We start from the raw sequence: 12,713 nt of genomic DNA on the forward strand, positions 1-12,713 counted from the left end.
ATCATATAAATTTCCATTGCGAGTAAAACACTCTCAATTGTTACCCTAACATCTAAATAGTAGGGTGCAAGATGTCGGATAATCTAACTTTGGTCTGTTGAGGATACTTCCAATGACAGTTTACTGAAGTTGAAATTTGTAAATTTAGGTACTGCCAAAACTTGCGTAAATGCTGCTTTTGGGCAATCAGTTTGGACTATTTGGTACCGTAATTCCTAATTGGGTTAAGAAACCTCTAGGAAAATCTTGATTTTTTGACCACACTAGTGAGGGTTCTCGTAAGATAAACTATTGCTCCAAACAAAGTGTCCATTAAGACCCCCCAAACAACAAATTAATCAGGTATAGTCTGACAAGTAAATTCTTGCTTGCTTCAACCTTAAGAATAAGTAAGTATAAGGTAAAGTTTGTGTCTAAAGTTGCAATCATCCCCAATGGTGAAACCTATTAACAATATTATTGAGGCAGATAAGATGCGCTGTAGTGTGTCTTTAGAAATTATGTCCTTCCCTGAGAAGAATGAAGAGATTAATGTCTGGTTGAAGTTATACAGGTCACTTTTAGATAAATATAGGTATACTTCTCTAGAATTGGCTGTGCGATCGGCTGCGTTAAAAGCTTATCCCATAGCAAATTTTCGCACTGCCAATTCTGTTAGGCTTGGCAGTAGTGAAAACAATAAAAAACAGTGCCATAGTATTGTGGCAGTGTCAAACTATAGTTGACTCTTAGGTGAATAGCACCTGAAAAAGTCGTTTATCTACCCTTTCACAAATCCAATGACACTTGATAATAACCAAGGACTTACCTATAAAAATTCCCAATCTCCGGGACAGCCTGGGTTCTCTCTGGCAGTTAACTCGACCAATCCGTTTAATAACTCTGGGCTGAACTTCGGACAAAATCACGATAATAAGAAGATTTCTGCGGAAAATAGCCGAATTGGCGAGATTGTTCCTGGTCGGGTTGCCAACATCAAAGTGATTGGTGTTGGTGGCGGTGGTGGCAATGCCGTTAACCGCATGATCGAATCTGATGTCTCTGGTGTAGAATTTTGGTCAATTAATACTGATGCTCAAGCTTTAACTTTGGCAGGCGCTCCCAGTAGATTACAAATTGGCCAAAAGCTAACGCGGGGTTTAGGAGCAGGTGGTAATCCTGCGATTGGTCAAAAGGCAGCTGAGGAATCACGAGACGAAATTGCTACGGCTTTAGAGGGTGCTGACCTAGTATTTATCACCGCCGGGATGGGTGGTGGTACTGGGACTGGTGCAGCCCCAATCGTGGCAGAAGTAGCAAAAGAAATGGGCGCTCTGACTGTTGGGGTAGTCACACGTCCATTCGTCTTTGAAGGTCGCCGCCGCACCAGCCAAGCAGAACAAGGGATTGAAGGACTAAAAAGTAGGGTAGATACACTGATTATTATCCCCAACAACAAATTGCTGGAAGTGATCCCCGAACAAACGCCTGTGCAAGAAGCTTTTCGCTATGCAGATGATGTGCTGCGTCAAGGGGTGCAAGGTATTTCTGATATCATCACGATCCCTGGTTTGGTAAACGTTGACTTTGCTGATGTCCGAGCTATTATGGCAGATGCGGGATCGGCACTGATGGGAATTGGTGTGAGTTCTGGGAAATCTAGAGCCAGAGAAGCTGCGATCGCAGCTATTTCTTCACCATTACTAGAGTCTTCTATTGAAGGTGCAAGAGGAGTTGTATTTAATATTACTGGTGGTACTGACCTCACTTTGCATGAAGTGAATGCAGCCGCAGAAGCAATCTATGAAGTAGTTGATCCCAACGCCAATATTATTTTTGGGGCTGTAATTGATGACAGACTCCAAGGTGAGGTAAGAATTACCGTAATTGCCACCGGATTTACAGGTGAAGTGCAAGCTGCGGTACAACAAAGTGTAGCTAACGTTCGAGTAGCACCTAATACCTCAAAGCGACCAACAACACAACAACCCGCAGTTAATCCCCCAACTTCAACTCCAACAGCAACTCCAACTCCAACTCCAATTCCAGAACCAAAAGAAAAAATTGGATTGGATATACCTGACTTTCTGAAAAACCGACGAACACCACGGAATTAAAAGATTTTGGATTTGAGATTTTAGATTAAATTAGCAGACTCAGGTTAGGCTGAGTGCTGTATAAAATCTGTTAGTTTCAGGGTTTTACCAAAAGCAGGGATAAGCAATCTGTTGCCATCCCTAATTTTGCTCATTGGTAAAGAAATTTGTTAAAGCTACTTATAAAATTAACTTGGGCAGAAGTTTGCTGGCTTTCATGTCTAGCTATGCTTTGGGAATAAATAAGACCGGAAAACTTGCCCGACGAGGAATGCTTAAGCGTAGCCAGTCGTAGACATAGTTAGATCTACCACCGCAACCCATTAAACTTATATTCAATATAAACAAAGCTGCGTGGGTAACTCACCCACGCAAGCGTCCAAAGGAATTCTGTTTCCTGGAAAAAAATACATCAAGTAAAAATAATTACGTTGATTTTTTGGTTTTTAGTGACTGTTCAATCCATTGAATAACCTGATGACCAAGGCGAGTACCATCTAGGCGATCGATCTCACGAATTCCTGTAGGACTAGTGACGTTAACTTCAGTTAAGTAGCCACCAATAACATCTATACCCACAAAAATTAAACCGTCTTGACGTAAGCGTTCGGCTACCTGGGTACAAATTTCATTTTCTCTTGGGGTAATTTCGGTTTGAGCGACTGTACCACCAGTTGCCATATTATTGCGAAAATCAGTTCCGCTAGAGAGACGATTGAGCGCACCAATCGGTTCGCCATTGAGCAGGATAATTCGTTTATCTCCTGCTTTTGCCTCCGGTAGATAGGTTTGTACCATTACTGGCACTCGACCTTGGAGGGTACTGAGTTCGACAATAGAGTTAAAATTGCGATCGCTTGATTGCAAAAATAAAATTCCTTCTCCAGCTTTGTTTCCCAGTGGTTTGAGAACTGCTGCCCCCTTTGCTTTGACAAATTCTCGGATAAACTCTTTATCAGCACTGACAATCGTTTCTGGAATTGCTTTGGTAAACTGGAGGGCATACATTTTTTCATTTGCCCCTCGGATGCCGCTAGGACTGTTAATCAGCAGGGTTTTATTTTGGTCAATGTAATCCAAAATGTAGGTGGCATAGAGGTAGGAATCATTGACAGGTGGATCTGTCCGCATAAATACGGTATCCATTGTCTCTAAAGAAGTTAAGTAGGAATCGCTCAACTTATACCAAGGATTCGCTGCTACCCAGCGTCCCTCGACTAACTGCACTGGTACAAGTTCGACTCGCTGTAGGACAGCCCAAGCTTTGCCCTCCACTACACTCAGCAGATTTGCTTGAGTTACCCAAACTTCGTGTCCCAGAATTTGCGCTGCTTCGATCAGGGCAATGCTGGTATCATGACACGGGTCAAGTAGATGGATGGGATCAATGATAAAAGCCAGTTTCACCCTTTATACCTCAATCACCAAGAAATTAAATGGTTATTCAATTATTATCTCTTGACGATCTTACTAATTGACGTACATCTGTACTGCTGAGTAGAAACTGGAGGGTAAAGTCTTGTGGACAGATACTTTTGCGAGAAAAAAGTTCGTAAACAGAGTTGTAGTGGCTTGTTGCTAGCGATCGCAATATCTTCTAAACTTACACGGTAGTTAGTAGCTCATCCAGCTTACCTTGACTATCTAAAGCGTGGATGTCATCACAACCACCAACATGGTCATCATTGATGAAAATTTGCGGTAAAGAGCGCCGTCCATTTGCTCTTTGAGCCATTTTATTTCTGGCTGCTTCATCTCCGTCAATGCTGTATTCGGTAAATTCAACACCCTTACTCTTCAGTAAACTTTTGGCACGGATGCAAAACGGGCAAGTCCTCCAAGTGTAAATTTCTACTCTGGCAGCCATAATGTCCTCAACTTGATTTAATACTTCTCAATTTTAGAACTTTGCCACTAACTCTAGACACCTTATCCTGGTTTATCTTCATCCGCAGAAGTCGCTAACTAGTTTTATATGAAAAAAAAAGTTAGCCAAGAGATAAGAAAGGGAAGGCGATTTCGCTTTCCCCAAAGTTAAAAAGTTAGGACACTAATATAAAGTGCTGACACTGAATTCCCTACTCAAATTTTACCCACAGTCAACGGCATATTCAATTAGTTGAGCAAGGCGGTGGCGTAGGGTTTCTAATCCCAAACGTTGACTAGCTGAAATAAATACCGCTAAGGGAAATTCTTCTCTAGCTAAAGCTAGTGTCTCACTATTAGCTTGATCGATCTTGTTAAAAATAACTAACGCGGGGCCAGGAGTTATTGGCATTTGTGCCAAGATTTCTCTGACTGAGCGAATATGACGCAACCAAGCTGGGTGAGACAAATCCACCAAATGTAGTAGGGCATCAGCTTCTGTAACTTCCTCTAAGGTGGCGCGGAAGGCATCCATTAATGATGCTGGCAGTTCGTGTATGAACCCTACCGTATCTGTAATCAGAATTTCTTGATGTTCATTTGTTTCGCCATAAGGAATTACTAAGCGGCGGGTGGTGGGATCGAGAGTTGCAAATAGCTGGTCGGCTGTATAAACTTCTGCGTTAGTGAGAGCATTCAGCAAAGTGGATTTACCAGCGTTGGTATATCCAACCAAAGCCACTGAGGGAATTTCTCGATGCTGCCTTCGTTGCCGTAACCGCGAACGATGTGCTTGCAATTGGTTAACTTCTTTTTGCAGTCGGGATATGCGCTGTCCAATGGCACGGCGTTCAGTTTCCAGCTTAGTTTCACCAGGTCCACGAGTCCCTATACCACCACCCAATCGGGACATGGTACGACCTCTACCAGCCAGTCGCGGTTGCATGTATTCTAGCTGTGCTAGTTCTACTTGCAATTTACCAGCACGGGATTGAGCGCGTTGGGCAAAGATATCCAAAATTACTTCAGTGCGGTCAACCACCCGGATACCAATTTGCACTTCTAAGTTGCGGACTTGGGAGGGTGAGAGGTCGCGGTCGAAGACAATAAGATTAACTCCTAGTGTTTGGGCAGTTAAAGCAATTTCTTGCACCTTACCTTCACCAACTACTGTTTGCGGGTGAACGCGCGATCGCTTTTGTTGGATTGTCTGTAATACATCTCCCCCGGCAGTATCAACTAAACGTGCCAATTCTACTAGGGTATCTTGGAATTGTAGGGGAGTTGTCTCACTGGTCATTAGCCCCACAATTAGCACGCGATCGTGGTCAGCATCTACTTCCTGGGCGATAAATTCGCGCTGGAATTCTGCTTCCAGATTTTCCACCAAGTCTACTAAATCCTGGTCTGCTAAATCATCCAAATCCATAGGTGGCGATATATTCCAACTTGGGGTTTGAATTTTGCTCTCTTCTACTTTGAAAGCCGCAGGACTAGTAATTAGGGTGCGAGACTCTTGGGGTATTAGATGAGCTAAATAAGCTTCTTTAACATACCCAGTTGCACCGCCGCCCCGCCGTGTAAATCCGGCTCCGGTTATATTTAGGACAACTAGGGCATCTAAGCGTTGCAGGGCCATAGCCGTGAGTGCCGCTTCATTTGGCGGTTCTGGCTTCAGATGGGTGGCGATACAACGAATACCACTTAGTCGTTCTGCACCGTAACGGGGCAATTCCATCGGTGGTATTTGGGTTTGACGCGGTGTACCTACCCCGACGCGAATGACTTGTCCGCGACGGTTGATGTAGGCGCACACAGGCTGATTGACTTCTGTGCTAATTGCTGCCAGACGCTGGGAAAACTCAGGCGTGGTGATGCGATCGCCTGGTATACGCTGGTGATACAGCCGCTGTAGTTGTTTCAGCTGGCTGGACTTCAAACCTTGGAGATTTCCGTAGATAGTTTCTATAGGCGTTTATGACCAGTAAATGGCCCCCCAAATCCTTCTTATGTCTATTTTACAACAGGGTTTAGGCTGCTATCTATATCTTCTGAGGGATGCATTATGAGTTAGTTCGCGGAGGATATTGGTTTGACGTTATTTTGATAGTAGTAACCCACAAATTGAGCAATGGTAACAACACGCGCCGCCTCAGAACAAAGGGCTGTATTGAAAAATATCAGTTGGCAGACTTTTGAAACCATGCTAGCGGAGATTGGAGAGGATAGAGCCTCTCGAATCACCTATGACCAAGGAACGCTGGAAATTATGACTCCACTGATGCCGCATGAACATTGGAATTGCTTATTGAAAATGCTCATTTTCGTTTTGGGTGAAGAGTTGAATTTAGAGATTTTTCCTACAGGTTCAACAACTTTGAAACGAGAAGATTTGCGGCGTGGTGCGGAACCAGATAGCAGTTACTATATTCGCAATGAAGCGTTGGTGAGGAACAAATCAGAAATTGATTTGAACCGTGACCCAGCACCGGATTTAGTAGTAGAAATAGATTTAACTAGTTCTTCGTTGAATAAATTTGATATTTATGCGTCTTTAGGTATTATGGAAATTTGGCGTTATGATGAGGGTCTGCTGTATATTTACCAACTCCAAGAAGGGCAATATATAGAGTGTAATAATTCGCCAACTTTTGCACAATTGCCTTTAATTGAAATTGCTCGGTTTTTAGAAGAAAGTCAAAGAATTGGCATGATGAAAATGACGCGGAATTTTCGAGAATGGGTGAAGGGACAAATTTAAGAATTTACACAGCTACAGAAAAACTGGGGTTAGAGTCTTTCGCCAGTGCTTCATTGCTGTTTGCAATTCCCCCGACAACCAGCTATCAAATTGCGGATAAACTGGTAAACGAGGCACCAATTCCCACCCCGCAGGCTGTAAAATATTTCTCAAAGTTTGCTCCTGAATATGGGGATAATCGGGATTAACTTCGTCTTTTGGCCCAATTCCACCCAAATCTCGCGCGCCAGCTTCAATACAAGCGAGTAACCAGCAATCATCCTTAACTAAATTCGGCGGAATTTGAATAGTAATATCTGACGGTAAAATCTCACGTGCTTTAGCGATTACTTCTGGTAGTTGATGAGGATCAAAAGCAGGTGCATCAAAGGTTTGCTGATTTCCTGGACTATGAGGTTGCAGAATGACTTCTTGAATATGATGGTAATGTTGGTGCAAGCCAGATATGGCTTCTAAAGTTTCCCAGCAATCATCCTCAGTTTCTCCAATTCCCAACAGTAACCCAGTCGTGAAGGGAATCTGCAACTCTCCCGCCCATTGCAATTGTTGTAAACGCACTTCTGGTAATTTACTCGGTGCGTGCCGATGTACACTATTTAACAATGTTGGCGTTAACTGTTCCAACATCAGCCCCATCGAAACATTAACACGCTTGAGTTTTTGCATTTCCTGAAAACTCAATGGCCCCGCATTGGTGTGTGGTAAAAACCCCATAGAAAGCGCTAATTCGCACAAATCATAAATTCGCTCAAACCACGCCTCACGCCTTGAGGAATGGGGATGCACTTCACCACTGAGAATGAGGATTTCACAGACTTTTTCGCTTTGAAGTGATTTTAAAATACTTCCTGCATCTGAAAGACTTATCCAAGGACTTTTACCCGGTTCACTACGAAAGTTGCAGTAACTACACCGATTAAAGCATTCGTAAGTGGGAACTATTGTATAAGCAGGACTATAGGTGACAAGACGAGAATTATTAACTAGCATAAGCAGGATAATCTCAAAAAATGCCTACTTAAAACTATATAGATTACCGTGCGATCGTTGTTGTCATTATAATAAACAAGAACTATTTTGCTTTGTAAATTTCTGGTAACTGCCACCAAGTAATATGGGGATACTCATGATGTTCTTCATGGTAGCCAAAATGATAGCACGTGATAAACGACCACCAAATTGGACGGGCAATAGTTTGGGAACGATGAGGCTGAATATAACCTCCTATGGGTTCACTATGAGGTAGAAAAGTCCCAAAATAAAATAATTGCAATGAACTTAAAATCGATGGAATGACCCAAAAGTACGTTAAATTGTCATGAGGTATATGGAGAGTATGATTAGCAAAATGATAGATAATAGTTAGGGCAATTATTTGTCCCCAACTCCAGTAACCCATCATAAAATGAAGATACCACGCAAAGAAATTTTTGTGTTTCCCATTATGAAAATCTGGGTCTATTTGACTAGCTGGATTGTGGTGGTGTATCCAATGTTTTTTCAGTAATTTCTTATAGGGTAAAAGACCATAGAGGGATAAGGTTAATGTTCCAATAAAATGATTAATCTTAGGGTTCTTGGGAAGAACTACCCCATGCATAGCATCATGAGATGTAATAAATAATCCTGTATATAAAAATGTTTGCCATAGGATACTAGGTAATAGCATCCAAAATGTTAGCTTGGAGATGTCAAACGAAAGTAATAAACTCAGGCTAACAACCCATACAGTAATAATGATAAGAGCAATGGAAAGCCCCTTAAATTGAGATTTAATTTTCACTGCTGAGGTCAATTTTATTTGATGATTGGGTGGTTGTTCCAATTGAATCACGCTTTTACTCCGCCTTGTATTAAATTGAAAATTTCTAATATATAGTCATGACAAAAATCACTAACCACCATTCATAAAACTCTATTAGTAGTCAGTGTTTTGCATTGGACAGCGCCAATACCCTAATAATATGTACAAACGTTAAGATACTTGAACTATTATTACACAAGTAGATGCTATTCTAAAAACTGTTTTTGGTTTCAAGATTTGTTTACATAAATAATAACACTGAGTACATTGGTACTTTATATAACCAGTGTATTATCTTTAATACTTTGGATACAATCTAAGCCTGCAACAAAGACAGTAATAATTAGTGCGTGGTTTAGGAAATGAGGTGAAGTACATCTCGTAGTACGCCATAGCCATTGAGATTCCAAATTAGGTAAGCTAGAAAACCGATCGTAGCCAAGCGGCCATTCCAAAGTTCAGACTGAGGGGTTAGACCAAGTTCAGCAGCATTGCGGTCTTTGCCATTGTATGCAGTTTCAGTTTTATCGCTAGGATAAAGTGCCATTGTTAAGTTACCTTAAGGAGCTAATTACATTGTTCATATTACTTAACTTACCTATTTGGTGTTATCTGTCTCTAGTTGAAAAGTAGATGCAACTCTAAAGAATGAGATTTTAAGGAGTTCAAGAAATACTTATCTAACAAAAGTTCAATAATAGCTTTTATTAGCCTATGGAGCAGAGGTATTTTTACGAAACAACTGCTATGTGAGAACTTGTAATTTACTAAAAAACTATTAAAAAAATATAACAACTGCTTACTTGGTTCCCTACTGTACTAGTAAGTTTGGTGTTACTGGGTTGACGGAAGCGCTACAAGTAGAATTACATCCAAAAGGTATTCATGTTTGTAGGATTTATCCGAATTTAATTAAGAGTACTTTAATGAAACGAACAGTTTTTCGGGGCAAGGATGAGCAAGATACTCAAACTCGCCGTGGACAGCTTGAGTATGTGCTGAAAACTCCGGTGGTGGAGAAGCCTGAAGATGTGGCAAATGCTATCCGGGATGCTGTTAAGAATAAGAAGTCAGAAGTGATGGTTGGTTCGGCGAATTTCTCACAAGCTTTATACCGCCTGTTTCCTGGTTTGATAAAGTGGGTTTCACGGCAAGGGTTGAAGAATCAGGATAATTAATTTTTGCTATTAACCCAAGTTGTATTGTGACTCACATTCTCGTTTAGTCACATAATGGCGATAACGAAACATTGCTTCTAATTGCGCTTGCACTAACCAACCACTGACAAATTCAACTGTTCCTCCACCAGGCATAGAGAAGGAAATAGCATCAGTCAGCCTAGTTTTGCCAGCTTCCGATTCAAATTCATGTCGATGTACCCAAGACTCAAAAGGGCCAGATATCTGTTCGTCGGTAAACAGGCGATATTTGTCGCATTCAGTATGACGCGCTAACCAAGTTAATGGTAATGGGCCAAGAAACAGGCGAAATTCTGTGATAGCGCCCACGTTCAGCCCCCCTTCACGACGAACCACTTGAACTGGCTGCCAAGGTGGATTCAGCAGTTGTAAAATATCTGGCCTTTCGTGAAATTTCCAAACTACTTCTGGTGAGGCATCAATTACTGAGGAATGTTTAAAGTGCAGCATGGAAAGAAAAACCTAAAATTCAACTTTCGGATTCTGTATCAATCTCAATATCTAGGGTATCTTCATCAACCCGGACATATAAAATATTTGGGTTACAGCAAACTTGGCAATCTTCTACATAAGATTGCTGTCCTCCAGCACTCAAATCAATAAAAGTTAAGTTCGGTTCGCCGCAATAGGCGCAGTAATACTCAGCTGTGTTTTGCATCAAGTTTTCAGCGATGAATTTATTGGGATGGGGAATTGAGAATTGGATATTAAATTTTGATTCCTAGTCCCCAGTCCCTAGTCCCTAGTCCCCAGTAGTGGCTGTAGTTCTTTTGGAGATGGGTTGATATAACTCTTAGCATCAGCCAAATGCTTTAGTAGTGTAGACTGTGGCAAGGGCCCTTGCAAGTGGCTCCAGGGTAATATTTGCTCTGTAGACCAATCAGCGTGGACGTAAAAATCTAAATCGGGTATCTGTCCTTTGAGTTGTTTGAAAGCACGTTTGTAGCTACCCAAGGAGTCGCCAAAGTCACGAGTTAGTTGAAGAAGTTGGGAGAGTCTACGATCGCCTCTCGACAACAAAGCTTGTATAATCGACCAATTATAGCTTTCTGGGCGAAACTCTATCCCCTGTGGTTTTAGGTGTTTTTGCAAAAACTGCAACCGCTTTTCTGCTTGACGATTTACTCCAAACCATTGAAATGGTGTGTGTGCTTTGGGTACAAAGGTACTGCATCCAAATGTTAAGCGTAATCCTGGTGCAGCTTTTTTAATATTACGCATCATTGCCACGGTTTGGTCTAAATCCTCTGGTTCCTCACCGGGAATTCCTGCCATTCCGTAGAGTTTCAAGCTTTTTAATCCGCCAGCTTTGGCATTTATCGCTGCTTGGATAATTTCGTCGTTATGCAGCTTTTTGTTGACGATTTGCCGAATTTTTTCAGAACCACTCTCTACTGCAATGGTAAGCGATCGCGTGTCTCGTTTTGCCAAAGTTTCTGCTAGCTGGACTGTTACGGTATTTGTTCGCACTGATGCAATACTGAGACGGACATCATCGTATTTTGGCTGACTTATATAATCTAGCAAATCTTCAAACTCTGGATGCTGAGTTACAGAAGCCCCTAATAATCCTAGCCGATTTGTGACTTCTAAACCTTTTGCGATCGCTGGAATTAAGGAATCTTCAAGACTGGCTGTTCTAAAAGGCAGTGTGAGATAACTCGCCAAACAAAAGCGGCACATTTCTGGACAACTTCTCACCACTTCCACCATGTAAATATTTTCCCATGCGGCTTTTTCGGTGACTACAGTCGATGCCGAGAGAGTATTTCCGCGATAAGTCTGTTTTTGCACCACTGCGGGAATTTCTGTAGAAATTGGTTTAATTGACTTGACTGCACCATCTTTTGTGTGATATTCGACTTCATACAAACTAGGAATATAAATTCCTGGGACTTGTGCAAGTCTTTTTAGTTGAGTTTGTCTAGAAGCATTTCTTACTTCTTTGTACACCTCAATGAAATTTCCCAGTAGGTTTTCGCCATCCCCCAGTAAAATTAGATCAAAAAAATCTGCAAAAGGTTCGGGGTTAGCAGTGAGAACCGGGCCACCACCAAAAATTATTGGATGAGAATCGTCACGAGAAGTTGCCAGAATTGGAATATCTAAAGATTCCAGTAAATTTAAAATATTTACATAATCCAGTTCCCAAGAAATCGAAAATCCGATAATTTCTGGTATTCTGGGGAGTTGTTCGTGAGTATCTGTAAACAGGCGACTCACCTGCACATCATTACGCATTGCCAAAGTTGCCCAAACTACCTGATATCCAAGGCTAGTGATACCTACGCTATATTCATTAGGAAAGGCGAAGATTATGGGGATAGCGTTGGTATCTGGGGTGGTGGGTGTGAACAGGAGACGTTCAGAGGTAAATACAGATGATGTCACAGGTGTTTTTTAGAGGCAAGTTTATCTATATCTAATTTTAAGCCATAGAATAATCAAGTTAAAAATCAATGTCACGCTGTTAGCAAGAATAATCGGTAACGATTGTAGATATATTCCATAAATTAACCACAAAAAAACACCAGTTATAAATGTAATCAGCGTTACCAAAGAAACATCTTTTGCTGATTTTGTTTGCCACGTTTTAAACATCTGTGGCAAAAAAGAGATTGTGGTTATTGTGGCAGCCGCTAATCCTAGAATTGTCAGAAAATCCATTTAGACAAACCTATAAAACAAAGCTTTTATTTGTTAAACACTTAGAAATTGATTTTTATAATACTGGATTAATATCTTCGATTTTACATTGTAACGTGAGGTAGAAAATGGAGAAAACAAAAAGGGAAAAAGTTAAACTCTTTTCCCTTCTCCTTTCAGCTTTATCCTAATCATTAAAGGATATGTGATTGACATTAGCGAAACCTATGAATTAATTCTTCACGGGATAACTGCAACAATAAAGGCGTAAGTAGCTGGGCGGGAAAATTTATAACTATGTAACGAAAAGTTAATTAGAACGATTAAAGTCAAATTTGACACGTTTTGTACTGTAGTTTCCT

General features: G+C 41.2%; 13 protein-coding genes and 1 pseudogene. 4 read left to right on the forward strand and 10 right to left on the reverse strand.

Features of this window, described 5'->3' with window-relative positions; genetic code table 11:
* Window positions 1-434: 434 nt before the first annotated feature.
* Window positions 435-725 carry a hypothetical protein gene (locus V7K42_RS24545; protein ID WP_334919873.1) on the forward strand — a complete coding sequence of 97 codons (291 nt, stop codon included), beginning with the start codon at window positions 435-437 and terminating at the stop codon, window positions 723-725.
* Between the two features lie 54 nt (window positions 726-779).
* A complete protein-coding gene (gene ftsZ, locus V7K42_RS24550) occupies window positions 780-2,096 on the forward strand; it encodes a cell division protein FtsZ (protein ID WP_094343024.1) in 1,317 nt (438 codons plus the stop codon).
* Between the two features lie 405 nt (window positions 2,097-2,501).
* On the opposite strand, the gene gshB is transcribed toward ftsZ, so the two are convergent.
* The 3 genes from gshB to hflX form a co-directional block, all read right to left on the reverse strand.
* Window positions 2,502-3,482 (reverse strand): glutathione synthase, encoded by a 981-nt coding sequence (gene gshB / locus V7K42_RS24555; protein ID WP_334919874.1) that lies wholly within the window; start codon window positions 3,480-3,482, stop codon window positions 2,502-2,504.
* Window positions 3,483-3,678: 196 nt separating this feature from the next.
* Window positions 3,679-3,942 carry a glutaredoxin 3 gene (gene grxC / locus V7K42_RS24560; RefSeq protein WP_334919875.1) on the reverse strand — a complete coding sequence of 88 codons (264 nt, stop codon included), beginning with the start codon at window positions 3,940-3,942 and terminating at the stop codon, window positions 3,679-3,681.
* 222 nt (window positions 3,943-4,164) lie between these two features.
* Window positions 4,165-5,910, reverse strand: coding sequence for a GTPase HflX (gene hflX, locus V7K42_RS24565; protein WP_334919883.1), 1,746 nt, complete (start codon window positions 5,908-5,910; stop codon window positions 4,165-4,167).
* Window positions 5,911-6,072: 162 nt separating this feature from the next.
* Between hflX and V7K42_RS24570 the strand changes: the two genes are divergently transcribed.
* Window positions 6,073-6,702 carry a Uma2 family endonuclease gene (locus V7K42_RS24570; RefSeq protein WP_334919876.1) on the forward strand — a complete coding sequence of 210 codons (630 nt, stop codon included), beginning with the start codon at window positions 6,073-6,075 and terminating at the stop codon, window positions 6,700-6,702.
* A 12-nt stretch (window positions 6,703-6,714) separates the two neighbouring features.
* On the opposite strand, the gene cofG is transcribed toward V7K42_RS24570, so the two are convergent.
* From cofG to V7K42_RS24585, 3 genes are all read right to left on the reverse strand, one after another.
* Window positions 6,715-7,692 carry a 7,8-didemethyl-8-hydroxy-5-deazariboflavin synthase subunit CofG gene (cofG, locus tag V7K42_RS24575; RefSeq protein WP_334919877.1) on the reverse strand — a complete coding sequence of 326 codons (978 nt, stop codon included), beginning with the start codon at window positions 7,690-7,692 and terminating at the stop codon, window positions 6,715-6,717.
* 82 nt (window positions 7,693-7,774) lie between these two features.
* The gene (crtW, locus tag V7K42_RS24580; protein WP_334919878.1) at window positions 7,775-8,536 is read right to left on the reverse strand and encodes a beta-carotene ketolase CrtW; all 762 of its coding nucleotides are present in this window, start codon (window positions 8,534-8,536) and stop codon (window positions 7,775-7,777) included.
* A gap of 325 nt (window positions 8,537-8,861) precedes the next feature.
* Window positions 8,862-9,053, reverse strand: a complete 192-nt coding sequence (locus V7K42_RS24585; RefSeq protein ID WP_334919879.1) for a high light inducible protein — start codon at window positions 9,051-9,053, stop codon at window positions 8,862-8,864.
* A 241-nt stretch (window positions 9,054-9,294) separates the two neighbouring features.
* Between V7K42_RS24585 and V7K42_RS24590 the strand changes: the two are divergent.
* Window positions 9,295-9,684, forward strand: a pseudogene (locus tag V7K42_RS24590) (SDR family NAD(P)-dependent oxidoreductase); the annotation flags it as partial.
* A gap of 9 nt (window positions 9,685-9,693) precedes the next feature.
* Here V7K42_RS24590 and V7K42_RS24595 read toward each other — a convergent pair.
* From V7K42_RS24595 to V7K42_RS24610, 4 genes are all read right to left on the reverse strand, one after another.
* Window positions 9,694-10,155 carry an SRPBCC family protein gene (locus V7K42_RS24595; RefSeq protein WP_334919880.1) on the reverse strand — a complete coding sequence of 154 codons (462 nt, stop codon included), beginning with the start codon at window positions 10,153-10,155 and terminating at the stop codon, window positions 9,694-9,696.
* A 19-nt stretch (window positions 10,156-10,174) separates the two neighbouring features.
* Window positions 10,175-10,363, reverse strand: a complete 189-nt coding sequence (locus V7K42_RS24600; RefSeq protein WP_012411100.1) for a CPXCG motif-containing cysteine-rich protein — start codon at window positions 10,361-10,363, stop codon at window positions 10,175-10,177.
* 77 nt (window positions 10,364-10,440) lie between these two features.
* Complete coding sequence (locus V7K42_RS24605) at window positions 10,441-12,096, reverse strand: B12-binding domain-containing radical SAM protein (protein WP_334919881.1); 1,656 nt, start codon at window positions 12,094-12,096, stop codon at window positions 10,441-10,443.
* Window positions 12,097-12,117: 21 nt separating this feature from the next.
* A complete protein-coding gene (locus V7K42_RS24610) occupies window positions 12,118-12,372 on the reverse strand; it encodes a SemiSWEET transporter (protein ID WP_334919882.1) in 255 nt (84 codons plus the stop codon).
* Window positions 12,373-12,713: the final 341 nt, after the last annotated feature.

Source organism: Nostoc sp. (assembly GCF_036917455.1).
In the GTDB taxonomy this organism is placed as follows: domain Bacteria; phylum Cyanobacteriota; class Cyanobacteriia; order Cyanobacteriales; family Nostocaceae; genus Nostoc.

Excerpts from the sequence above, each read along its gene's own strand:
- cofG (WP_334919877.1), bottom strand. The coding sequence starts at position 7,692 with ATGCTAGTTAATAATTCTCGTCTTGTCACCTATAGTCCTGCTTATACA.
- V7K42_RS24570 (WP_334919876.1), top strand. The coding sequence starts at position 6,073 with ATGGTAACAACACGCGCCGCCTCAGAACAAAGGGCTGTATTGAAAAAT.
- ftsZ (WP_094343024.1), top strand. The coding sequence starts at position 780 with ATGACACTTGATAATAACCAAGGACTTACCTATAAAAATTCCCAATCT.
- V7K42_RS24585 (WP_334919879.1), bottom strand. The coding sequence starts at position 9,053 with ATGGCACTTTATCCTAGCGATAAAACTGAAACTGCATACAATGGCAAA.
- grxC (WP_334919875.1), bottom strand. The coding sequence starts at position 3,942 with ATGGCTGCCAGAGTAGAAATTTACACTTGGAGGACTTGCCCGTTTTGC.
- V7K42_RS24600 (WP_012411100.1), bottom strand. The coding sequence starts at position 10,363 with ATGCAAAACACAGCTGAGTATTACTGCGCCTATTGCGGCGAACCGAAC.
- V7K42_RS24545 (WP_334919873.1), top strand. The coding sequence starts at position 435 with ATGGTGAAACCTATTAACAATATTATTGAGGCAGATAAGATGCGCTGT.
- V7K42_RS24610 (WP_334919882.1), bottom strand. The coding sequence starts at position 12,372 with ATGGATTTTCTGACAATTCTAGGATTAGCGGCTGCCACAATAACCACA.
- V7K42_RS24595 (WP_334919880.1), bottom strand. The coding sequence starts at position 10,155 with ATGCTGCACTTTAAACATTCCTCAGTAATTGATGCCTCACCAGAAGTA.